The sequence below is a fragment of the Cohnella pontilimi genome, from assembly GCF_005049045.1.
GTDB classification, from domain to species: Bacteria; Bacillota; Bacilli; order Paenibacillales; family Paenibacillaceae; genus Cohnella; species Cohnella pontilimi.
Window position 1 is genome coordinate 249,532 of the sequence record NZ_SUPK01000003.1, and the last position, 22,281, is coordinate 271,812.

16 protein-coding genes are annotated in these 22,281 nt (G+C 54.7%); 4 read left to right on the forward strand and 12 right to left on the reverse strand.

The window, feature by feature from the left end:
• Window positions 1–35 precede the first annotated feature (35 nt).
• Window positions 36–4,640 carry a glutamate synthase large subunit gene (gene gltB, locus E5161_RS07990; protein WP_136777192.1) on the reverse strand — a complete coding sequence of 1,535 codons (4,605 nt, stop codon included), beginning with the start codon at window positions 4,638–4,640 and terminating at the stop codon, window positions 36–38.
• Window positions 4,641–4,930: 290 nt separating this feature from the next.
• Between gltB and E5161_RS07995 the strand changes: the two genes are divergently transcribed.
• Complete coding sequence (locus tag E5161_RS07995; protein WP_136777193.1) at window positions 4,931–6,232, forward strand: stalk domain-containing protein; 1,302 nt, start codon at window positions 4,931–4,933, stop codon at window positions 6,230–6,232.
• A gap of 60 nt (window positions 6,233–6,292) precedes the next feature.
• On the opposite strand, the gene E5161_RS08000 is transcribed toward E5161_RS07995, so the two are convergent.
• The 5 genes from E5161_RS08000 to kapB all read right to left on the reverse strand — a co-directional run bounded on the left by E5161_RS08000 (window position 6,293) and on the right by kapB (window position 12,549).
• The gene (locus E5161_RS08000) at window positions 6,293–8,512 is read right to left on the reverse strand and encodes a hypothetical protein (protein WP_136777194.1); all 2,220 of its coding nucleotides are present in this window, start codon (window positions 8,510–8,512) and stop codon (window positions 6,293–6,295) included.
• A gap of 154 nt (window positions 8,513–8,666) precedes the next feature.
• Window positions 8,667–9,113, reverse strand: coding sequence for a GlcG/HbpS family heme-binding protein (locus tag E5161_RS08005; RefSeq protein WP_136777195.1), 447 nt, complete (start codon window positions 9,111–9,113; stop codon window positions 8,667–8,669).
• Window positions 9,114–9,308: 195 nt separating this feature from the next.
• Window positions 9,309–11,381, reverse strand: coding sequence for a YhgE/Pip domain-containing protein (locus E5161_RS08010; protein ID WP_136777196.1), 2,073 nt, complete (start codon window positions 11,379–11,381; stop codon window positions 9,309–9,311).
• Between the two features lie 86 nt (window positions 11,382–11,467).
• Complete coding sequence (locus E5161_RS08015; protein ID WP_136777364.1) at window positions 11,468–12,052, reverse strand: TetR/AcrR family transcriptional regulator; 585 nt, start codon at window positions 12,050–12,052, stop codon at window positions 11,468–11,470.
• Between the two features lie 119 nt (window positions 12,053–12,171).
• Complete coding sequence (kapB, locus tag E5161_RS08020; protein ID WP_136777197.1) at window positions 12,172–12,549, reverse strand: sporulation phosphorelay system protein KapB; 378 nt, start codon at window positions 12,547–12,549, stop codon at window positions 12,172–12,174.
• A gap of 144 nt (window positions 12,550–12,693) precedes the next feature.
• On the opposite strand from kapB, the gene E5161_RS08025 reads away from it, so the two are divergent.
• From E5161_RS08025 to E5161_RS08035, 3 genes are all read left to right on the forward strand, one after another.
• Entirely contained in the window at window positions 12,694–13,851 is a 1,158-nt protein-coding gene (locus E5161_RS08025; protein ID WP_136777198.1) for an MGDG synthase family glycosyltransferase, read from the forward strand.
• On the forward strand, window positions 13,844–14,155 hold the full coding sequence (locus E5161_RS08030; protein WP_136777199.1) for an MGMT family protein: 312 nt from the start codon (window positions 13,844–13,846) through the stop codon (window positions 14,153–14,155). The genes E5161_RS08025 and E5161_RS08030 overlap by 8 nt, the downstream gene beginning before the upstream one ends.
• 101 nt (window positions 14,156–14,256) lie before the next feature.
• The gene (locus E5161_RS08035; RefSeq protein ID WP_136777200.1) at window positions 14,257–14,553 is read left to right on the forward strand and encodes a hypothetical protein; all 297 of its coding nucleotides are present in this window, start codon (window positions 14,257–14,259) and stop codon (window positions 14,551–14,553) included.
• 64 nt (window positions 14,554–14,617) lie between these two features.
• Here the strand turns inward: E5161_RS08035 and E5161_RS08040 are convergent, their stop codons facing one another.
• The 6 genes from E5161_RS08040 to E5161_RS08065 all read right to left on the reverse strand — a co-directional run bounded on the left by E5161_RS08040 (window position 14,618) and on the right by E5161_RS08065 (window position 22,250).
• Entirely contained in the window at window positions 14,618–17,260 is a 2,643-nt protein-coding gene (locus E5161_RS08040) for a cadherin-like beta sandwich domain-containing protein (protein WP_136777201.1), read from the reverse strand.
• A gap of 134 nt (window positions 17,261–17,394) precedes the next feature.
• Window positions 17,395–20,124 (reverse strand): cadherin-like beta sandwich domain-containing protein, encoded by a 2,730-nt coding sequence (locus E5161_RS08045; protein ID WP_169306626.1) that lies wholly within the window; start codon window positions 20,122–20,124, stop codon window positions 17,395–17,397.
• 50 nt (window positions 20,125–20,174) lie between these two features.
• Window positions 20,175–20,702: a phage tail protein gene (locus E5161_RS08050; RefSeq protein WP_136777203.1), complete on the reverse strand. Its 528-nt coding sequence runs from the start codon at window positions 20,700–20,702 to the stop codon at window positions 20,175–20,177.
• An 18-nt stretch (window positions 20,703–20,720) separates the two neighbouring features.
• On the reverse strand, window positions 20,721–21,221 hold the full coding sequence (locus tag E5161_RS08055) for a phage tail protein (RefSeq protein WP_136777204.1): 501 nt from the start codon (window positions 21,219–21,221) through the stop codon (window positions 20,721–20,723).
• 21 nt (window positions 21,222–21,242) lie between these two features.
• Complete coding sequence (locus E5161_RS08060) at window positions 21,243–21,755, reverse strand: phage tail protein (RefSeq protein ID WP_136777205.1); 513 nt, start codon at window positions 21,753–21,755, stop codon at window positions 21,243–21,245.
• Between the two features lie 27 nt (window positions 21,756–21,782).
• Window positions 21,783–22,250 (reverse strand): GNAT family N-acetyltransferase, encoded by a 468-nt coding sequence (locus tag E5161_RS08065; RefSeq protein ID WP_169306627.1) that lies wholly within the window; start codon window positions 22,248–22,250, stop codon window positions 21,783–21,785.
• Window positions 22,251–22,281 lie beyond the last annotated feature (31 nt).

Sequence of the window (22,281 nt, forward strand, 5' to 3'; positions counted from 1 at the left end):
TGGGCCATTCGTCCGGTTTTTTCTTGAGCCGCCGATCAGTTGCCGCCGACTCGGGAAAGATCCCGCATGTTGGCTTCGAAAGCGGCAAGCAGCGCTTGTTCCCCGTTAAGTCCTTGAGCCTGAACTTTGGCGATTTGCTCCATCATCCGTTTGTAATCTTTCGGGATAACTTTCAGGAACTTCGGCAGGAACGAGTTCCAATCATCCAGAATGGTACGGGCGAGTTCGCTGTTGGTGTACGTGGCATGTTTCTCGATCATTCCCCGCACTTCTGCGATCTCGGATTCCTCTTCGAGATTTTCCACTCCGACCATCTCATAATTTAAACGCTGGACGAAGTTGCCTTCCCAATCGATGACGTACGCGATGCCTCCCGACATGCCGGCCGCGAAGTTGCGTCCTGTGCGTCCGAGCACAACCACACGTCCGCCCGTCATATATTCGCAGCCGTGATCTCCCACGCCTTCGACGACGACGTTCGCGCCGCTGTTACGCACCGCGAACCGTTCGCCCGCAACGCCGCGGATGTAGGCTTCGCCGCCGGTCGCGCCGTAGAACGCCGTGTTGCCGATGATGATATTCGTATCGGCTTTGAACGTCGCTTTGGGCGATGGATAAATCGCGAGCTTGCCGCCCGAGAGGCCTTTGCCGACGTAGTCGTTCGCATCGCCTTCGAGCGTCAGCGTCATGCCTTTCGGAATGAAGGCACCGAAGCTTTGGCCGGCGGTGCCGACAAAATGGAAGTTGATCGTATCTTCCGGCAACCCATCCTTGCCATAACGGCTCGTCAATTCATGACCCAAGATGGTACCGACGACACGGTTCGTATTTTTGATTGGGAACGTGCCTTCCACCCGCTCTTTGTGCTCCAACGCGGCGGCTGCCGCAGGTACGAGCGCTTGAACGTCGAGCGACTCTTCCAGACCGTGATTTTGTGTCTTCACGTTGTATCGTGCGGAGCCTTCCGGAAGCTCCGGCATATGCAGCAGCGGCGTCAAGTCGATGCCCTGCGTCTTGTAGTGGCCGATCGCTTTCTTCGTATCCAGACGGTCCACCCGGCCGACCATCTCTTGGACAGTGCGGAATCCGAGCTGGGCCATGATCTCCCGAAGCTCTTGCGCCACGAAGTACATGAAGTTCACGACGTGCTGCGGATCTCCCATATACTTCTTGCGCAGCTCCGGATTTTGCGTGGCGACGCCGACCGGACAAGTGTCCAATTGGCAGACGCGCATCATGATGCATCCGACGGAGACGAGCGGCGCGGTCGAGAAGCCGTACTCCTCGGCGCCGAGCAGCGCGGCGATCGCGAGGTCGCGGCCGGTCATCATTTTGCCGTCTGTTTCGACGACGACGCGGTCCCGCAGATTGTTCAAAATCAGCGTCTGATGCGTCTCGGCGAGACCGAGCTCCCATGGCAGGCCGGCGTGGCGGATCGAACCGATCGGCGAGGCGCCGGTGCCGCCGTCATAGCCGCTGACGAGAATCACGTCGGCGCGGCCTTTGGCCACACCCGCGGCAATGGTGCCGACGCCTACTTCGGAGACGAGCTTGACGTTGATGCGGGCGCGCGGGTTCGCGTTCTTCAGATCGTGGATCAGCTCCGCCAAATCCTCGATCGAATAAATATCGTGGTGAGGCGGGGGCGAGATCAGGCCGACACCCGGCGTGGATCCGCGTACTTCCGCGACCCACGGATATACTTTGCGGCCCGGCAGCTGTCCGCCTTCGCCCGGCTTCGCTCCTTGCGCCATCTTAATCTGGATTTCATCGGCATTCGTCAAATAATAGCTCGTCACGCCGAACCGGCCGGACGCGACCTGCTTGATCGCGCTGCGGCGGGAATCGCCGTTGGCGTCCGGGATGAAGCGGCGGAAATCTTCCCCGCCCTCGCCTGAGTTCGACTTGCCGCCAATACGGTTCATGGCGATTGCCAAGTCTTCGTGCGCTTCCTTGCTGATCGAGCCGAACGACATCGCGCCGGTTTTGAACCGTTTGACGATCGATTCCACGGACTCCACCTCTTCGATCGGCACAGGCGGCTGATCGAACTTGAAGTCGAGAAGTGAACGAAGCGTGCGGGTTTCCTCATATTCACCCTGTACGAGGGTGGAGTATTTCTTGTACGTGTCGTAATTGCCGGTACGGGTCGCCATCTGCAGCGTGTGAATCGTTTTCGGGTTAAAGAGATGCTCTTCCCCGTCTTTGCGCCATTGGTATTCGCCGCCGGAGTCGAGCTCCTTGTCCACGCCTTCCTGCTTGGCATAAGCACGGTTGTGAGCCGCAAGCGCCTCTTGCGCGATCACGTCCAGGCCAACGCCTCCGATGCGGGACGGCGTCCAAGTGAAGTATTGGTCGATGACGTCCTGGTTCAGGCCGATCGCTTCGAAAATTTGCGCGCCCCGGTAGGACTGAATCGTCGAAATCCCCATTTTGGACAGGATCTTCACGACGCCCTTGGTGGCGGCTTTGATGAAGTTCTTCACCGCTTTGTCGTGCGTGATATGGCGCAACATGCCCTGGCGGATTAAGTCGTCCAGCGTCTCGAACGCCAGGTACGGGTTCACCGCGCTGACGCCGTAGCCGATCAGCAGCGCAAAATGATGCACCTCGCGCGGCTCGCCGGATTCCAGCAAAATGCTGACCTTCGTCCGGGTGCCTTGGCGGATCAGGTGATGGTGCAGCGTCGATACCGCGAGAAGCGAAGGAATCGCCGCATTCTCGGCATCGATCCCACGGTCCGAAAGAATGAAAATGTTATGGCCGCGCTTAATCAAACGGTCTGCCGCATCGCACATAAGCTGCAGCGCATCGCGAAGACCTTGTTCGCCTTCGTTCGCGAGGAAGAGGATCGGCAGCGTGATCGATTTGAAGCCCGGACGGTGCACGTGCCGCAGCTTCGCGAAATCTTCGTTGGACAAAATCGGCGAATAAAGCCGAATATGACGGCAGCTCTCAGGCTCCGGATTCAGAAGATTGCGCTCGGGGCCAACGCTCGTGTAAGTCGAAGTGATGATTTCCTCGCGGATCGCGTCAATCGGCGGGTTCGTCACTTGCGCGAACAATTGCTTGAAGTAGTTGAACAGACGCTGCGGGCGCTCCGACAGAACGGCCAGCGGCGCGTCGTAACCCATGGATGCCAGCGGCTCGACGCCGGTCAGGGCCATCGGCTCCATTACTTTGCGGATGTCCTCGAACGAGTAGCCGAACGCCAGCTGGCGCTGCTGTACCGTCTCGTGGTTCGGCTCCGGCAGCTCCGGCGCGTCTTCCACCTCGTCGAGATCGACAAGATGGTCATTCAGCCATTCCCGGTACGGATGCTCCGTCACGATGGCACGCTTCACTTCTTCATCGGAAATGATGCGGCCTTCCTTCGTGTCCACGAGCAGCATACGTCCCGGACGAAGGCGGTCCTTCAGCAAAATATTTTCCGGCGGAATGTCGATGACGCCGGCTTCCGATGCCATGACGATTACATCGTCTTTGGTCACGTAGTAGCGTGCCGGACGCAGACCGTTGCGGTCCAGCATCGCGCCGATCTGTACGCCGTCGGTGAAGCCCATTGCGGCAGGACCGTCCCATGGCTCCATCAACGTGGCGTGATATTCGTAAAATGCTTTTTTGTCCGGATCCATATACTCGTCGTTCTGCCAAGGCTCCGGCACCATCATCATCGCGACGTGCGCGAGGGACCGGCCGGACAAGTACATGAACTCGAACGTATTGTCGAACATCGCGGTGTCGGAACCGTCCGGCGCGATGATCGGCTTGATTTTCTCCAGGTCGTCTCCGAACAGCTTCGAGGCGAACAACGTCTGGCGGGCGTGCATCCAGTTAATGTTGCCGCGCAGCGTGTTAATCTCGCCGTTATGGATCATATAATGGAACGGATGCGCGCGCTCCCAGCTCGGGAACGTGTTGGTGGAGAAGCGGGAGTGCACGAGCGCCATCGCCGTCTCCACGTCCGCGTCATGCAGCTCCGGATAGAAGCTTCCGACTTGTTCGGTCGTCAGCATGCCTTTGTATACGATTTTCTTGCTCGACAAGCTCGGGAAATAGAACGAGTCGCCGCCCTCCATGCCGGAGTAGCGGATCGCCAATTCCGCGCGCTTGCGGATCACGTACAGCTTGCGCTCGAACGCCATGTCTTCGATGACACTCTCGGCGCGCTGAAGGAACACCTGGCGGACGAAAGGCTTCACCCGCACGGCGGATTCTCCCAGCTTGCTGTCGTCGGTCGGCACCGTACGCCAGCCGATGACCGATTGGCCTTCTTCTGCGGCGATCGATTCGAACAGCTCTTCATGTTTGCGGCGGATGGCTTCATCCTGTGTCATGAACACCATGCCTACCGCGTAGCGGCCTTCTTCCGGCAGCGCGAAGCCGAGCTTCTGCGCTTCCTGGGCGAAGAATTTATGCGGAATCTGCAGCAAAATACCTGCTCCATCGCCGGAGTTCGGTTCGCTGCCCTGACCGCCGCGATGCTCCATATTAATCAGAAGGCTGAGTGCCTGTTCGACGATTTCATGATTTTTGCGGCCTTTGATATGTGCGACGAATCCCATCCCGCAAGCATCCCGCTCGTATTGGGGATCGTACATGCCCTGTTTGGGGGGCAGACCTTTTACGATCTCGTTCATAAAACGCAACCTTTCTATAAGCAGAATTTTTGATGATGGCAGCGTCACGACACTTCAAATCGAGGCCGAAATCGCCTACAATGAAAGAACATCATTTGGAATGAAATGACATATAAGTCAGCCGAATTTGCACCGAATATTCGGACAAATTCATATTTATTCATTTTGGTTATTATATTATTTTATCACCCCCGCGAGAGTAATGGCAATTTAATATTTTTATACTATTGATACATTTCTTTGTATTGACGGGCTTTCGCGGGCTCGGTAGGGGAGGAAGTAACGATCGGATGAAAAGGAAGAAGGCACGTTCGTTGTGCGCGTTGGTTGTGGGAATTGCGCTGCTGCTGAGCGGGATCTCGAGCGCGCTCGGAGCAAGCGCCGCGCCCCCGCATCCCTATCGGATCGTGGCGCTGGGCGATTCACTCACGTATGGGTACGAACCCGGCCAGACGGAGAAATCCGTTCCGTACGGGTACGCGGACCGGCTGTATGAGCAGGCGTTATTTCACGGCCGGGCCAAGCTGGACAATTACGGAATTTTGGGGCTTCGAACGGAAGGCTTAAGCAAGCTGCTGCAAGGAGCGGCGGACGGCATACCGCTCACCTCGGCGGATCTCCAGGATTTTTCCATGGTTGAAGACGCTCGTGTTACGAAGCAGGCGGACAGCGTCGCGGCCCGCACAGTCGAGTTGAAAGCTTCCCTGAGTGAAGCCGATCTCGTGGTGATGACCATTGGCGGCAATGATTTCGGCGATTTCTTGAAAAAGGTGCTGCAGCTCTCGAACGAAGACGCTTTGAATGCATTAGAGGATGAATTATCCGCGATAATGAATAAATATACAGAAAACGTTGAAAAAGCGATCCGGCAAACAAGCTCTCTCGCCCCTCACGCGCGCATCCTGCTGACCGATCAATATTTGCCTTTGCCGAAGCTTTTCAAACGGGAATTGTATGACGCATTATTTGAGAAGGCCGTCAACCCTCTGACCTCGGCCGTTGATGGATTGGCTGCTAAGCTTCGCGGCGAGGGGATCCAAGTGGAGTCCGTGCACATTGCGGAGGCGTTCAAAGGTCAAGAAGGGCTGATGACTTACATGAACCTGGGCATCACCGGCGGAAATTCGAAGCCGGACATTCATCCGAGACAGCCCGGCTATGAAGCCATCGCGAAGGCATTTTCGGCGGCGGTATGGAAGGAATACCGCCAGCCTGCGCCCAGAAAAACCGACGTACCGGTATCCCTCGTCATCGGAGGCAAGGAGCTCATCAGCGCGAATAAACCGGCGATGAAAAACAATATCACATATGCGGCGCTCGGCGACCTGCTGAAAGCAGTCGGTACGAAGTATCAATGGACGGCCAAGACGAAAACCGCGGTATTCCAGAAAGGTTCTTACAAAGTATCGGTTACAGTCGGCGTCAAGTCGGCCACCGTGAATGGTAAAAAAGTAACCTTGAGTGCAGCCCCTTATCTTCAAAAGGTCGGCAAAGAACAGCAAGTGTACGTCCCAGTAGAACTAATGGCCAAAGCGCTGCAATACAACATCGTTTACCGGTCCACGATCCAAACGGTCTTCATTAATCCATAATAGAAAGGAAAACGGGCTCCCTCAGGGGAACCCGTTTTTTTTATGTTCTATGGCTTACCGCTATTTGACTGTAATTCGGATCGTGATCGCTTTTCCTTGATATTCGGCTTTAATGGAAGCCGATCCTTTGCCGGCTGCTTTTACGACGCCGCCTTCCGCCGTCGCCACCTTGCGGTTGTTCGAAGTCCAGACAGCCGTTTTCGTAACATCGATCGTTTTGCCGTTTTCGTACACCGCTTCAATTTTAACCGTATCCGTCTCTCCGGCTTTGAGACTCAAGGAGGAATCGGAAGACTTCAACTTGACCAGCTTCGCCGTTACCGTGAAAGGAATCTCCAGGATCTTGCCCTGCACGGTGGCCGTGAGCTTGCCGCTGCCCTCCGCCAATCCTTTGACCGATGCCCCTTTCACTTGCACCTTGTTGCCCGCTGAAGCCGTCCAGTCGATGCGGCTGCTGAGGTTGACCTTCTTGCCGCTGACCGTTGTGGCGGTCACTTTGATCGGCTGGCTGCGGTTCAGTGTTAAGGCGATGGACCTCGGCACGATGTCGAACGATACGAATTTCTCCTCGACTTGAACCTTTACCGTCACCGTCTTTTTCAAATAAGTGCCGGTCAACGTCATGGCGCCAGGGAGAAGCCCTTTCATTTTGCCGGCTTTGATCAGCAGATTCGCGCTTGAAGATTTCCATTCGATCTTGTCGGAAATATCCGCTTCGTCGCCGTCCGTGTAGGTAAGCTTCACTTTCGGCAAATCGGTTTCGCTGCCGGTCACGATGCTCACATAGTCGTTGTCCGGGATCAGAGCGAGCACGTTTTTGTGGACTTCCACTTGAATCGTATCGGCTTTCTTCGGTTGGTTCGGTTCGTTCTCAACTTCTGCTGTCAATGTGACGGTACCCGTTTTGATGGCCTTTAACTTGCCGTCAGCCATCGAGACGATCGACTCATCGCTCGATTTCCACACCACGAGCTTAGAAATGTCCAAGGTGTCGCCCGCAATGTTCGTGCCTTTCACGATGGGAAGCGTCACGGTTTCCCCTTCGAACAGGTTCAGTCGGTCAGTCGGAATGTCAACGGTGGTGATGCTCGGGTATACGGTTACCGCAAGATCTTTGGACAGTCCTTTGTACGTGACGGTCACCTTGGTGGACCCGACGGATTTCGGCTTGACGAATACGCCGGAAGAGGAAACATCCACCACGGCGATCATCGGGTCGGCGACTTGCCAGACTGCGGTCGTGCTGACGTCGATCGGGGCTTCCGTGCCTTTGGCGACCGTTGCGTTCACTTGAATCGGCGCGCCGTAAAGGGTGAAGCTGAGCGTTCGGGCCGACGTCAGTTTGATCGCTTCATACGGGGTGCGGACATACACGGTGACCGCGTCGGACACTCCGTAACGTTTGGCGGTAACCACCGCGCTGCCCGCTCCGACCGTCGTCAGAACCCCCTTGTCCACCTTCAATACGGAGGCGTTGCTTGTGGTCCATACAGCCACATCGCTAACCGATGGGGCAGATGTGCCGTCTTGCCATGTGGCCGCGGCTTCCAGTTCCACATTGTCTCCGCCGACTTCCAGCTCGATCGGGGCAGACACCCGCGAGCCGCCGCGTTTAATATCCAGTGACTTATAAGGCGAAGTCACGGTGAGCACGACGGAGTCCGCACGCCCCTTATACTTGGCCGTAATTGTAACCGTGCCCGGATTGAGCAAGCTTATGACTCCTCTGGAGACGGTGGCGACGCTGCTGTTCGAAGTAACCCACTGAGCCGAATCTTTGACGGAAACGCCGGTCGAGCCGTCGTTTTCGATCCGGATCGCATCTAACGACAGGGTCGCATCCAGTTTGATATTCATTTGATCCGCCGCGTCTGCACCGGACGATTGCAGCTTCAACGCTCCGAACACGTAATCGGCATTTACCGTGGCGGTAGCGGTTTTCGTTTTATATTTCGCCGTAATCGTTACACCGGTCGCGGATCCGGTCGCCGTCAGCACCCCTCTGTCCACTTTCACTGCAGACGAAGAGGAGGTCCAGAGGGCATCCGCCGTTACGTTGCGTGCGACTGAAGAGCCGTCGATGTAAGCCCACACCGTTAAGTTGACGGCTGCGTCATCTACATATAATTGAATAGGGGACGACGGCGCTCCTTGCAATTCAATGGAGTTGACCGTCTCTTCCGCGGATACGAGCCCTGCCGCCGCATTGGCGACCAGCAATGCGATCAATAGTGCGCCGATCCAGCGTTTCACCGATTTCGTTCCATATCGTGTATTCATTATGTACTTTGTCCTCCGAAATGACGAGTTTTGGTTGCCTGTTGTCTATAACGGAAACAACATCCATTTTGTTGAGCATCGCACGCAAATTAGGCCCAAGTTCCCATAAATAACATAAGGCCAGCCAGTTGGCTGACCTGAATGAAGCGGATGTTTAGATGTAATACGGGATGTTGCCGATACGTGCCTGCGACAGCTGCTCGAAACGCTGAACTGCAGCATTGGCGACCTCGATATCCTGCGCACTGGATGCGCCGCTGACTCCAATGCCGCCGACCATCTTCCCGTCTTTGGTCAGCGGAATGCCGCCTCCCAAAATGACGATCCGCCCCTGATTGGTCGTATTGATGCCGTAAGTGGGATCATTAGGGAGAGACGATTGCGCGAGATTGGAAGTCGGTCTCTTCATGGCCACAGCAGTCCATGCTTTGTTGATCGCAATGTCGATCCCGGCAATTAGCGCTTCATCCATACGATGAAACGCGATTAAATTGCCTCCCTCGTCTACGATTGCGATATCCTGGGATAAACCGAGTTGCTTCGCGCGCTGCTCCGCCGCATGCAGCAGTACTTTGGCAATCTCGAGCGTTATTTTGAACATGTTGCCGCCGCTCCTTTAACACATTTAGCACAATATGCCCATATCCGAAGAAGGAACATTTCCACGGCAAAATTGACGCTGAATCGTCGCACTCTCCGCCACCCGCGCTCCATAGTCACTCTGGCTGACTTACAATCGTTAATTGAAAGCAAAAGGAGATTCCGTATGGAATCCCCTTTCGAATTTGATGTTGAATTACGGTGCGAGAACGGCTTTCTGATGACGGAATGCCAGTTGGAAATAGGCCAACGTCAACCCGATGAAGACGACGGCGTACAAAGCCAGTACGGACAGCGGAGCCAGAATGTCCGAAGCCGGCGCCCCCTTGATGACAAGGCGCAGCGCCTCAATCGTGTGGCTCATGGGCATCCAAGGATGGATCGCTTGCAGCCAGCCGGGCAGCAGCTCCACCGGATACGTGCCGGCGCTTGCCGCCAGCTGCAGCGTAAGCAGGATGACGGCGATGAAACGCCCGATCTGATCTGCCAATGAGACGAAAAATTGAATAATCGTCATGAACGCCAACGCGATAACTGCGGTTACTACATAAAAGGCCCATACGTGGGGAACTTTCAGCCCTAATCCGTAAAGCAGAACGGTGTCCGCCAATACGGTCTGCAGCAGCACCACCGGAGCAAAGATAAGTGCTTTGGACAAGTACCAGCGCAGGCCGCTCTTGTAGGTTCCCGCCGAATCGCGAAGCGGCAATATAACCGTGGACAACAGTACGCCGACATACAAGCCGAGCGACAGGAAGTATGGCGCCATGCCCGTACCGTAGTTGGGAACTTGCGTGAGCTTGTGTTCATCCACGGAAACCGGATCCGCGAACATGTCCGTCTGCTTGTCTCCATTTTTCACGGTGCCGGCGTCCTTCGTGGCGTCGCTGAGCTTACCCGACAGCTCTTGCGAGCCATCCGTCAGCTTGGCGAGTCCGCCCGCCAAATCTTGCGAGCCCCCGGCCAGTTTAGCGGTGCCGTCCTGCACAACCCGGAAGCCTTGACCGGCTGAGCCGATTCCGTCACGCAGCTTGTCCGCTCCAGCTGCCAGTTCACCTGCGCCCGTAGCTAGCTTGCTCGCGCCGGCGGATGCTTCAGACAGCTTGCCTCCGAATTGTTCCAGACCGCCGCCGAGAGTTTGCAGCCCTTGCTGCAGCTGATGCGCTCCATCCGCTGCCTGGCCCTGTGCGGCCGCCAGTTGCTTCGCACCCTCATCGAGCTGGCCGACGCCCTGCTGCAGCTTGCCGGTTCCGGCCGCAACCTGCTTGGCCGTCTCCAGCAGCTTTTGGAATGCGGCGTCGTCCTTCATGCCGCCATGCGCCTTCGCGTATTGTTCCAGCCCGGCCGCCAGTTGTTCCGAACCTGTTGCCGCAGCTTGGCTGCCCACATGAGCGTCGGCGGCACCTGCCGCCAGCGCCTCCGTGCCGGACCGCAGCCGGTCCGCACCGTCGGCAAGCGAGGTGGCGCCCGCCGCACTTTGCGACGCGCCATCAGCCAGCTTCTTCTGCGCATCTACCAATTGCTTCAGCCCGTCGGCCAGCGAAGCGCCGCCTGCCGCGGTGTCGTGTGCGCCGTCCGCAACCTTGACCGAGCCGTCTTTAAGCTTGTTCAGCCCTTGCTCGATACTCAGCGTACCGTCCGCAAGCTTAGCCATATTATCGTGCAGCCGCTGAGCGCCTTCGTTCGCGGTTTTGGCGCCGTCCGCGAGCTTGGCGGCTCCATCTCCCGCCTGCTTTAACCCGTCCACCGCTTGGCCGACCGAGTCAAGCACCGCTTGCGCATACGCCTTCGTAACCGATTTGGACACTTCTTCTTTCAGACGGTTGGCCGCTTCCGATCCGATTTTGGAATTCAAATAGTTCCATCCGTCATCTACATAATATTGAAGCTGCGCAGGTTCAGGCCGATCGCTTTGCAGTGTGGTCGTCCGCTCCGAGAAATCCTGCGGAATTACAAAAGCCAGAGCATAGCGATGATCATGCAGTCCTTGCATCGCTTCCTCGCGATTGGTGAACGCCCATTTGAAATTGTGCTCCTCCTGAAGCCGGTCGGTCAGCTCTTTGCCCGCCGCGACCGTTTTGCCGTCCATAACGGCACCGGCGTCTTGATTGACGACGGCCACCGGCAGCTCGTTCAGCTTCCCGTACGGGTCCCAAAACGCCCCGATCAACATCCCGCTGTACAGCAGAGGAATAAACAAGAGACCGGTGACGGACAGCATCGCCATCCGACTGCGTGACAACCTGCGGAATTCCGCGAAAATGCTCATGTTGTTTTCTCCCCCTTACCAAATTCACTCTCTAAACCGACTGACCATTTTCCCCATTCGGTCACTTTTGATCAAAAAAGAAAGCGTCAGCGCGACGCCAACCCTTCCATCCAATACGTGCGAAAATACGCCTGTACTTCTTCCTGATTCAGCGGCTTGTGCAGGTGATGGCTTTCCGCCGTCAACGCCAAGTACGTCTTCAGCATGACATAGGCGGTCAGCTCGGGATCGCAGCGTTTGATTTCTCCTTTGTCTGCCGCTTCCTTCACATGACGGGCGATGTAACCGACCACGGCCAGCTCCAGCTTATCCAGCCCCTCTCTTGCCATCGGGGTTCCGATATCGCGGACTTCCTGGGCCAGCTTCACGGCCAGCGCATGCTTCTCGCGATAGTCGTACAGCCGGTGCAGCACTTCCATCAGTTTATCCGTGAACGGAAGCTCCGGCCGCAGCGTCTTGTCCGCCATCTCCTTCAGTTCGGCGATCAGGCCGGACATGATTTCCTCGAACAGCTCCTCTTTGTTGGTGAAAAAAGTGTAGATCGTGCCTTTACCCACACCGGCAAGCTTTGCGATTTGATCCATAGTCGTCGCTTTGTAGCCGAACGTCTGAAATGATCGTGCTGCCGCTTCAATCACCTGCCTGCGCCGATCGACCGGTTTGCGTTCCATTGCCAATTCGTCGTTCCCCTCCGTGGATACCAAACTGACTAAAAAAACAATTTGGTCAATCCGTTCTGCATACCACTTTATCACAGCCATCGAACATTTTCAATCCGGTAAAAGGAACCTCACAATCCATAATCTTTGCGCACTTCCGCAAGCTGTTCGAGGCAGCGCTCCGCCCACCGCTTCATCCGGTCCATACGCTCCATCTCCGCGCCAAGCGCAATCCGAAGCGTGTCCTTATAAGGCGGAATGGCACCGTTGTAAAGCTCCGCGTCTTGCAGGGGAACCCAAACCTTCTCGGTATAAGCGGCCGCTTTGCGCTCGTGGAACAACGGCGTATCCGGATCATATGGGTGGTGCAGGTCGCCTTGCGTGGGATGAACGAGCACCGCCAGCACTTTCACCAACAGGCGTCTGCCATCGCTCTCCACCGTCTCTCCGATATACTCACCGGTTTTATAATGGATTTTTACAATGCTTCCGGGCTGCTCTTTGGCCATCTCTTATCCACCCTCCTGCGGGGTATTCGTTTAGCTCGATTTTACCCTAGCCCTAAGCCCAGGAAAAGCGCGGGAATATGCTGGACTTGTTACAAGTCCCGGTTACGCGTAATATGGAAGTAAGAAAACGGGGGACTGTTTGAAATGCGCAAAAAGAGGGTACTTCTGCTTTCCGAAGGATTCGGCACCGGACATACGCAAGCCGCCTACGCGCTCGCTGTGGGTCTTCGTCAGCTGACGCAAAAGATCCAGACGCGCGTCATTGAGCTGGGCACCTTTTTGAATCCTGTGATTGGCCCGCTCATTCTTGGCGCTTATCGTCAAACCGTTGCCAAGAAGCCTCAATTGGTCGGCAAAATGTATCGCGCCAACTACCATAAATCCCTCAACCGGATGACGCAGTTCGCGCTGCATCGTCTGTTTTACAACCAAGTATCCGATGTGATCAGCCAATTAAAACCCGACGTTATCGTCTGCACTCATCCGATTCCGAACGCGGTCGTGAGCCGGCTGAAGCGGCTCGGACTCGATATACCTCTATATACCTTGATTACCGACTATGATGCCCATGCGGCCTGGGCAAATCCGGAAGTCAACATGTATTTAGTCAGCACTTCCACGGTGAAGGGCAAGCTTATTGCGCAAGGCGTTCCGGAGGAGCGGATCGAAGTGACCGGCATTCCGGTGCATCCGAACTTCTGGCATCCCCACGACCGGGCGGAAATTTTGAAGCAATTTGATTTGAAGGACATGCCTACCGCGCTGATCATGGGCGGCGGCTGGGGGCTGCTGTACGGGGAACTGCTCGTGGAGTACATGACCTCGTACGCGGACAATGTCCAGCTCATCCTGTGTATGGGCAATAACGATAAAGCGCGGGAAAAGCTGCTGAGCGATCCGCGATTCCAGCATCCGAACGTGAAAGTCATAGGCTTCACCAAAGAAGTCAGCAAGCTGATGGACGTGTCGGACCTGCTGATCACGAAGCCGGGCGGCATGACTTGTACCGAAGGAATGTCCAAGGGCATCCCGATGCTGTTCTACGAACCGATTCCCGGACAAGAGGAAGAGAACGCGGAATATTTCGTCACGCACGGTTTCGGCGAGCTGATGACCTCGACCGAGACGATAGACCGTTGGTTCCGGCTGATTCAGGAACCGTATGCGGCCGACCAGCATCGAGGCACGCTGCTTGCGCTGCGCAACGCCGAATATCATCCGGCCAAATGCTCGGAAGCTGTGCTGGCTCTCATGGAGCGGGGCGGCCTCATGCAGGAAGAGCGTGTTGTCGCGGATGAATGATTTTACGCAGAGAACGATTGAGGTCATTCGCGACATTCCCGCCGGCCGGGTCATGACGTATGGCCAAATCGCGGCCTGTGCCGGGAGTCCCCGCGGAGCCCGCCAGGTTGTGCGCATCCTGCACGCCATGAGCGGCAAGCACGGTTTGCCTTGGCACCGGGTCATCAATGCCAAAGGTGAAATCGGGCTGAGCGAGCCTTACTATCGCGAACTCCAGATTCAAGGGCTCGAGGACGAAGGTGTAGAAGTGTCTTCCCGGGGTCGCATCGATTTGGATCGTTACCGTTATGAGCCGGAAATATAAAGGGCTAATCTTCTTAGGCGGATTGGCCTTTTTGTTTGGATAAGCAGCTTCCAATTGCGCCATCATATGCCTATTGATGCTTCTTCGTGGAGGCGATATTGGTGATTGTGACGAAAGTTCGATACGAGATCGGGGATATCCACCTGCGGGCCAATAACATGTCGCCGAAGGACGCCGACAGTTATGTTTTGATCAAAGCGACCGATGATTTCGGCAACGAGATTGCGTTTGCCCTGTCGGATGTCGAAGCGGATCATCTGGAGATGGAGCTCTCCGAGGCGAACCGCCGCCGCAGACTTGCCGCCTCCGTTCATCACCGGACACAAACAGAGCCGGATGTCACCATCGCTCCTCAAGCTTTCGGGGACGATGATCAATTGAGCCTTGAACGAACTTAGCACTACTCTGAACGAATCCAAGCCGTTTCCGGTCATACATTGGAAACGGCTTTTTTGCGTTATTCTAAAAAGTTGTTGATCGATTTACTGTTACGGTATACGTCTTCTGTGTCGTTCCATCTTGTGCCGTCACGAGCACGGTAATGATGTTCGTTCCTCTCTTCAACGCTACCGTTACCGCGGATCCGCTTGTTGCCGCGATTCCGTTCACCTTTATGGCGGCCGTGCTGTCTGCCGCCGTAGGCGTAATATTGATGTTGCGGAGGTCACTGTCGATGCTTACTGAATAGTTGAGTGTTCCGGGTGCGAATACCGGATTTAGCACTCCGTGGCTAATCGTAAGCGTGCTCAAATCGGCGTTGGTGGAAGGTGCTCGAGTCACCGTTACGGTGTAGGTCTTCTGTGTCGTTCCATTTTGCGCGGTAACTAAGACGGTGATCGTATTCGATCCCACACTCAAAGGTACAGTCACTGCGGTTCCGCTTGCGGTCGCATTACCGTTCACTTTAATGGAAGCCGTACTATCTGCAACAGTCGGCGTGATAGCGATAGTACCCACGCTGTTGGCTACAGAAGCCGTGTAGCTGGTCGTACCGGATGCAAATACCGGACTTAACGTACCGGCACTCAGCGTAAGATTGCTCAAATCCGCATTCGTGGATGCAGCACGGGTGACGATCACGGTGTACGTCTTCTGTGTCGTTCCATCTTGTGCCGTCACCAGAACATCAATCGGATTTGGTCCGACGCTCAGAGGTATAGATGCGGGACTGCCGCTCGAAGTCGTTACATCTTTGACCTTGATAGAGACATTGATGTCCTCCGCAATTGGTGTAACGGTTATGCTGTTCACCTCATATCCTACGCTTGCTGTATAGCTTGTTGTTCCTGATGAAAATGCGGGACTTAATAAGCCTTGGCTGATCGTGAGGCCGCTTAGATTGGCATTGCTGCTGCCGGCTAACGTGATCGTAAAGCTGTCCGATGCGGTGTCGCCCCCGGCGGTAACCGTTACAGTAATCGTCGCAGTCCCCCCGGATGCCCCAATAATCTGCAGCACGGGATTGTAGGTGTTACCGTTCACGATTGTAATTTTATTATCCGGAATCACAGCTTGGTTGCTGGATGTCGTGCTAATGTTCACCCCCGCGGATGCGTCACCCACATAGAAGGGCACCAGCACAAGAGTTCCCGCGACACCGCCTTGGTTACTAATATCGGACACCGTGGGATGCGCCTCCACTGCACCGATGTCGACTCGGGCCACTGAGTCGCTGTCCGCCGAATCCAAGATACGGAGATTGCCGCGCTGATCCCTCCCCACGGGAGCCGCTATATTGTCTCCCGCCTCAATCGCCGGGCTCCCCGGCAGTAACTTGTGAGTCTGAGTCGGGCCTCCCCAGTTTCCGAGAATCGAGAGGAGCGGGTCGACCCCGACCTTGTTTCCATTGACGTCATTATAAATACCTGTGGCTCCCGCGGTATTCCCGACGATGTTGTATGTGGCCGTATCAAAAGTTCCCTGAACATCCGGGTTGGTCGCAATCGCCGTGTTGCCGTACACAATGCTGTTTCGAAGCGTGACCATGCCGGCGGCGCCGCCTTCCGTCACGCCCCCGCCTGTTAGCGCTTGATTCTTGGTGATCGTCGCGTTGGCTATCATCAAGTTGTTCGAGGGGCTGTTCCACCAAATGCCGCCGCCATCACTGCCGGCAACGTTACCGCTAATCGTTGTGTTCTCTATTGTGACCGGCTGGTCCACGACGTAGATGCCGCCGCCTCTGCTGTCACCTTGCGCACTGTTATTGCTGATGGTGGTTCTCTGAATGGTCAGTTTACCCTTACTGCCGTGCGCATAGATGCCGCCGCCGGGTGAACTCCGACTGCCGCTGCTTCTGGCTTGGTTGTTCGAAATGGTGGAGTCCCTGATCTCCAACGGCATACCGGCGTTTCCGATTCCGCCGCCATACCACTGAGTGGTATAGTTGCCGGTTATGACAGACTTTTCTATCATGGCCAATGCATCCACCCTGTTGTCATAGTTACCCAGAAAGATGCCGCCGCCGATACCAAAAACATTAGTCGTCCGATTATTGGTAATCACGCAGTTGTAAATCGTCAAATGGCCGGCGGGAGAATTTTTACCGTCTGTTGCCTCATAATAAATGCCGCCACCACCCGCATTGTCGAAGGTTTCCATATCGTTTCCATTCTGAATGGTCAGCGCCTTGAAGGAAGCGTTGATAATTTTGTCCCAAGGCTCCGGATTGATCTCAAAGACGCGGTCGATCCCGCCGGCATCGATTACTGTCGCGGACGCGGGGCTGTCAGGGTTGCCGTTAGAACCAATGATGTTTACGCTCTCTAAAATATCCAGGTCACCGGCAGCAGACGCTTCTTCGCCTATGCCCGACAGCGCCAAGAGATACGTACCGGGAGGCAGTATAATCGTGTCCTCACCTGACCTGTTGTTCGCGGTCTGGATGGCGGCGCGAAGGGTACACCCAACGGCCGTGCTGCAAATACCATCGCTTGGATTCGAATCCGGCAGGTCGATCCTTGACGTCACCACGATATCTCCCGCTGCCGCCGCGGACGGTTCAGGCGCAAAGATAGCCGCTATGCCCACAACGCCGGTTGTGACGAGAGTTTGTACAATTTTTAAGAACTTCAGTAGATAGGAAGCCCCACTCTTTCTTACTCCCATGTGTTCATTTCCTCCATTAAACAATCTTAAAACTACCAACCAAAACCAAAGCAAAGAGCAGCAGGAAAATCCTTGCTGCTCTTTGCTGTGCGATTACCTTGATCCAGAGTCAATGCGGTCAATTGTGCGGTTTTCTAAAGAGTTGTTGATCGGTTTACTGTTACGGTGTACGTCTTCTGTGTCGTTCCATCTTGTGCCGTCATGAGCACGGTGATGATGTTCGTTCCTCTCTTCAACGCTACCGTTACCGCGGATCCGCTAGTTGCCGTGATTCCGTTCACCTTTATTGCGGCCGTGCTGTCTGCCGCCGTTGGCGTAATATTGATATTGCGAAGGTCACTGTCGATGCTTACTGAATAGCTGAATGTTCCGGGTGCGAATACCGGACTCAGCACTCCGTGGCTAATCGTAAGCGTGCTCAAATCGGCGTTGGTGGAAGGTGCTCGAGTCACCGTTACAGTGTAGGTCTTCTGTGTCGTTCCATTTTGTGCCGTAACCAAGACGGCGATCGTATTGGGTCCCACATTCAAAGGTACGGTCACCGCCGTTCCGCTTGCGGTCGCATTACCGTTCACTTTAATGGAAGCCGTACTATCCGCCACGGTGGGGGTGAAGTCGATACTGCTCACGCTATTGGCAACGGAAGCCGTGTAACTCGTGGTTCCCGAGGCAAAGGCCGGAGTTAACGTACCCGAGCTGATCGTAAGACTTTTTAGATTTGCATTTGAAGACGCTGCTCGGTTGACGGTTACAGTATAGGTCTTCTGTGTCGTTCCATCTTGGGCTGTAACGAGGACGGTGATGGTGTTCGCACCCACTGCCAGCGGTACAGTCACCGCAGACCCGCTTGTCGCCGCATTTCCGTTCACTTTCACGGAAGCGGTGCTATCTGCCACTGTCGGCGTGATGGCGATACTGCTGACGCTGTTGGCAACAGACGCCGTGTAGCTGGTTGTGCCCGAGGCGAAAGCAGGACTTAATGTTCCGACACTGATCGTAAGATTGCTCAAATTGGCATTTGAAGACGCTGCTCGGGTGACGGTTACGGTATAGGTCTTCTGTGTCGTTCCGTCTTGGGCTGTAACGAGGACCGTGATCGTGTTCGCACCCACTTCCAGCGGAACAGTCACCGCAGACCCGCTCGTCGCAGTATTTCCGTTTACTTTCACGGAAGCCGCGCTATCTGCCACTGTCGGCGTGACGGTGATACTGCTGACGCTGTTGGCAACAGACGCCGTGTAGCTTGTCGTACCGGAGGCGAAAGCAGGACTCAGCGTACCGGTACTGAGTGTAAGATTGCTCAGGTCTGCATTGGATGATAAAGCCCGGATGACCGTTACGGTGTATGTCTTCTGTGTCATTCCATCTTGTGCGGTCACCGTAACCGTGATCGTATTCGATCCCACGTTCAACGGTACAGTCACTGCCGAGCCGCCAGCCGCCGCACTTCCATTTACTTTCACCGAAGCTGTGTTATCCGCGACACTCGGCGTAACTGCAATACTGCTGACATTATTGCCGACAGACGTCGTGTAGCTGGTCGTAAACGGGGAGAAAGCCGGACTTAACGTACCGGAACTAAGCGCAAGATTGCTCAGATTGGCATTGGAAGAGGGTGCCCGGTTGACGGTTATGTTGTAGTTCTTTTGTGTCGTACCATCTTGGGCAGTCACCGTAACCGTGATCGTATTCGATCCCACGTTCAGCGGCACGTTCACCGCATACCCGCTTGGCGTCGGACTTCCGTTCACTTTAACGGAAGCTGTGCTATCCGCCATAGTCGGCGTGACGAAGATGCTGAAGACGCTATAATCAACAGATGCCGTGTAGCTGGTCGTAAACGGGGAGAAAGCCGGACTTAACGTGCCGGCACTGATCGTAAGATTGCTCAGGTCCGCATTGGAGGATGGCAGCCGGGTGACCATAACGAAGTACGTTTTCTTTGTTGTTCCATCCTCTGCAGTGACATCAACGGTAATCGTATTCGGACCTGTATTCAAAGAGATCGGAACCGGCGTTCCGGAGGCTGTTGATGCCCCATTCACTTTGACCGTTGCCGTGTTGTCCGCGACAATCGGGATCACATTCACGCTTGCAACTGCGCTGTTTACCGTGGCGGTGTAGCTTGTGGTTCCTGGAGCAAACGCAGGCGAGAGTGTTCCGCTCGACAGACTTAAGCCGTTAAGATCGGCATTGTTGCTCTTGGTTGTATAGGTCATCGTTATTTTCGGGTGATTGGCAAATCCATATATATTGCTTTGACTGTCTGTAGATTCCTTGGAGTTGAAAACAAATGAGGCATCACCCGAGGGATCGCCGGTTAATACAAAACTGACTTTTTTGTCGTTCGGCGCCATCTGATTTTGAACAAAGCCCGTTACATCAAGCGTAATCCATCTTCCTTGACTGAGACTCGTCGTATTAAACGGTCCATTATAAATTTGAAGCAATTGATCTTTCGATATCATGGTGGGCTGACTATCATTCCAAGCGTCATTACTCGAACCCCATAGTTTATATACAGTCGGGTTTCCCAAAACACTATTCACATAAATGGAGAATTCCGCTTTGGAAACCGTCACCGTGCCCGGAATGGAGGAAAGATCGAATTTCACGGCAGATTGCGCCTCGCCATAGGCGGGATCTGCCGCGCTCCCTACCCAGTTTCCGGACTTCGGGTTATAGGGATCCCCGTTAGGGTAATTGCCGGAATTATCGACAAAGAAATCATTAACGGCTTCAAAATCCCGCGTTGTCGGCCCGCTTGCGGCGTTGCTCACCCCGATTGCCATAAATCCGTTGAAGATCAAGGAAAGGATGATGAATGCGGCAAAGGACTTCCTTGCCTTTAATTTAACTTTCAAACAGTACTCACTCCATTCTTCTTCAAAATGCATTCACTCCTTGAATCAACTTATGATGGGCGGGGCGGAAACACGCCTTGTAAAGCGATAATGTAATTCAGCACGAGATAAGGCTGCATATTGTTATGCGGTGCCCCTCCACCCGTCGCGCCAATGGCTTGCGGACTCATCGGGGTATCGAATTTGGATGAATACAGGGATGGCGATTGGCGTCCCGCTGTCGCATTTCCCCATTCCGCTCCTGCGGGGCTCATTTGGTCGGAGGCTCCAGCGACACAATTCGGCACATGATTATGGGAGGGCATCTGCTGAACCGTCAATTGCACGCTGGCACTGCCTCCACTCTCACCTAGACTTCGCGGAGTCAGGCCTTGACCCGTTCCAAAATGCATGGGAGCACGCCCTCTAAGATCGGGAAGGGCAAAATTCGTCTTGCCGTTCCCCCCGTATGTCGTCCCTAGAAGAGAAAATAATGCGGTATTGGTCTGAATCGATAACAGCGAGCCATCACACAACGCCCAGCCCTTCGGCGCAAAATTCCCTGCGAATATACGGATTTCTCCAACATACGGATCCATGTCCTCTCTCACCCTCCCTTAATTTCGTGGCGGATAAATGCCGCTAATCGCAATACAAAATTGAAGAACAAGGTAAGGCTGCTTGTTCCCATGCGGTTGGCCGCCGACAGCTGCCAGCGCGTCCTGCTTCATCGCGGCACCGCCCGCGGCAGCATAGTTATTCACGAACGATGTTCCCCAACTCCTTCCCGCTGGAGAAGATCCGCCGACCTCGTCCACATCGGAGCCTGCAAGGACTTGGTGAGTATGAGGCGGTATTTCGTTTGCTTGCAAAACATGGACTTCCTCTCCACTCGCTTGACCGAGCGGCATAACCGGACTGACATGAACGGCAGCTCTTCCCTGCAAGTTGGGCAAGGCAAAGTTGTTCGTTCCATTTCCGCCGTATGTAGTCCCTAAGATAGAAAATAAAGCCTGATTTTGATTAATGGGCAACAGACGTCCGTCACAAGGCATCCAACCCCGCGGGATCACGTTAAAAGCAAATGTTCGAATTTCTCCGATAAACGGCTCCGCCATTTTTCATCCTCCTATTTTCTCTTAAGATTGCGTCGGAAATAATCCGTTGGTGGCAATAATGAAAGAAACCGCCAAGTAGGGCATCATGTTGTCATGAGGGCCGTTGCCTCCGGTGAATGAGACGGTTTGACCGGCCATATTCGCATTAGGCGTACCCGTGGAATATTGATTCACCGTACTGCCGGCCCATACCGCATTCGCGGGACTGGCCGCTTCTCCATTGCCGGGTGACACCATCACGGCATGGGTATGCTGTGCGATTTGATTCGGCGTTAAAGTAACGTTTTCCGTACCGCCCATTTGCCCCAGTGAGTATGGCGTACCGGAACTGCCGGTACCCCTATTCATCGGAATGCGTCCTCTTAAATCAGGAAGTGCGAAGGTGTTTACTCCGTCGCCGCCATAAGTCGTTCCGATGACCGTGAAAAGCACTTCATACTGACTGATGTTCAGCTGTTGGCCGTTACAAAACAGCCAGCCGTCCGGGGCGAAGTTGCCTCCGAACATGCGAATTTCCCCCACATACTGGTCCATCTTCCAAACCTCCCATTTTCGATGCGTTCATGAATGAGGCTGCCACTCCATGCGAACATAAGGCGTTTCGCTTCTCGTGATTCGAAAGCCAAGCCGGAGATATAGATTCTGAGCCGAATTCGTCTCGAACACATGAAGCGTCACGTTCCTTCCGGTTGTGACTGCCGCTTGTTGTAATCCTTCAAGCAAGGATGCTCCGAATCCGCGGTTCCGGCACTTTCCGGACAACGTTAGATCAAGAATATGTATGGAAGAATCGGTTATGTCCGTGATCAAACGGCCTATGCGATTCTGGCGGTAAATAATAATCTCGTGGGCGGCCGATGGATTTTGCAGCTGATAGGAACGTTTTTGAGCTTCAAACTGCATGTGGAGAAAGGAGCTCATCTGCTCTTCCGGCCAACCTGTGTTCAGGAATTCTTGCTTTCTGGACTCTTCGAACAACTGGAACAAAAAAGGTTCATCTTCCGACAGAGCAGGTCTAATGGATAACATGGATCCCTCCCGAATCATCAAGTTTTCATAG

What these genes read in the sequence shown, in the direction of transcription:
- E5161_RS08010 (WP_136777196.1), bottom strand. Translation starts at nt 11,381, where the DNA reads ATGAGCATTTTCGCGGAATTCCGCAGGTTGTCACGCAGTCGGATGGCG.
- E5161_RS08025 (WP_136777198.1), top strand. Translation starts at nt 12,694, where the DNA reads ATGCGCAAAAAGAGGGTACTTCTGCTTTCCGAAGGATTCGGCACCGGA.
- E5161_RS08000 (WP_136777194.1), bottom strand. Translation starts at nt 8,512, where the DNA reads ATGAATACACGATATGGAACGAAATCGGTGAAACGCTGGATCGGCGCA.
- E5161_RS08005 (WP_136777195.1), bottom strand. Translation starts at nt 9,113, where the DNA reads ATGTTCAAAATAACGCTCGAGATTGCCAAAGTACTGCTGCATGCGGCG.
- E5161_RS08050 (WP_136777203.1), bottom strand. Translation starts at nt 20,702, where the DNA reads ATGGATCCGTATGTTGGAGAAATCCGTATATTCGCAGGGAATTTTGCG.
- E5161_RS08060 (WP_136777205.1), bottom strand. Translation starts at nt 21,755, where the DNA reads ATGGACCAGTATGTGGGGGAAATTCGCATGTTCGGAGGCAACTTCGCC.
- E5161_RS07995 (WP_136777193.1), top strand. Translation starts at nt 4,931, where the DNA reads ATGAAAAGGAAGAAGGCACGTTCGTTGTGCGCGTTGGTTGTGGGAATT.
- E5161_RS08030 (WP_136777199.1), top strand. Translation starts at nt 13,844, where the DNA reads ATGAATGATTTTACGCAGAGAACGATTGAGGTCATTCGCGACATTCCC.
- E5161_RS08015 (WP_136777364.1), bottom strand. Translation starts at nt 12,052, where the DNA reads ATGGAACGCAAACCGGTCGATCGGCGCAGGCAGGTGATTGAAGCGGCA.
- E5161_RS08065 (WP_169306627.1), bottom strand. Translation starts at nt 22,250, where the DNA reads ATGTTATCCATTAGACCTGCTCTGTCGGAAGATGAACCTTTTTTGTTC.
- gltB (WP_136777192.1), bottom strand. Translation starts at nt 4,640, where the DNA reads ATGAACGAGATCGTAAAAGGTCTGCCCCCCAAACAGGGCATGTACGAT.
- kapB (WP_136777197.1), bottom strand. Translation starts at nt 12,549, where the DNA reads ATGGCCAAAGAGCAGCCCGGAAGCATTGTAAAAATCCATTATAAAACC.
- E5161_RS08055 (WP_136777204.1), bottom strand. Translation starts at nt 21,221, where the DNA reads ATGGCGGAGCCGTTTATCGGAGAAATTCGAACATTTGCTTTTAACGTG.
- E5161_RS08040 (WP_136777201.1), bottom strand. Translation starts at nt 17,260, where the DNA reads ATGGGAGTAAGAAAGAGTGGGGCTTCCTATCTACTGAAGTTCTTAAAA.